This window comes from Treponema sp. R8-4-B8, from assembly GCF_054786175.1.
The window spans coordinates 1-527 of sequence record NZ_BDHE01000298.1 but is presented as its reverse complement, the minus strand read 5'-3'; the positions used below and the strand labels follow the sequence as shown (position 1 = coordinate 527).

The following is a 527-nucleotide window of genomic DNA, read 5'->3' as shown; positions in this document are numbered from 1 at the left end:
CGCTTTGAGGTGTATGAGGAGACAGCCTTGAAGATGGGGTTCGACCGGGCGTTCTGCGGGCCGTACGTCAGGAGCTCTTATCGGGCGGAAACCCTTGTATGAACTATGATAAAAAATTGTAACATTATGCCGTTACGTGCGGTCTAATATTGTTTTGGATATGTATAGACACAGATATTATATTCTATATTATAAGGATAAACATCGCGGAAACGCGGTAATCTTAAACCAATAGCAAGCGGAGGGGCATGTGAAAAAACTAACAATGGCAGTTGCAGTGGCGGTAGCGCTGTTTGGGAGCGTGACGGCGGCGCGGGCGGAGTCGGGGGCGCTTATCGGGGGCGGGAGGTTGGCGTTGAGCTATTCTACGCCTGTCTCTTATACACATCTAGATGTGTATAAGAGACAGGGCTACCTGCCTCAAGAACCGTCGGTCTTCCGCAAACTTTCTGTGGCGGACAATTTGATGGCGGTGCTGGAATATCAGCGGATGAGTTCTAAGCAGCGCAAAATTCGTATGCGGGAGC

At 49.9% G+C, this 527-nt stretch carries 1 pseudogene; it reads left to right on the top strand.

Going from position 1 to position 527, the window contains the following annotated elements:
• Nucleotides 1-250 precede the first annotated feature (250 nt).
• A pseudogene (locus tag ACYVRA_RS08480) lies at nucleotides 251-527 on the top strand (hypothetical protein); the annotation flags it as partial.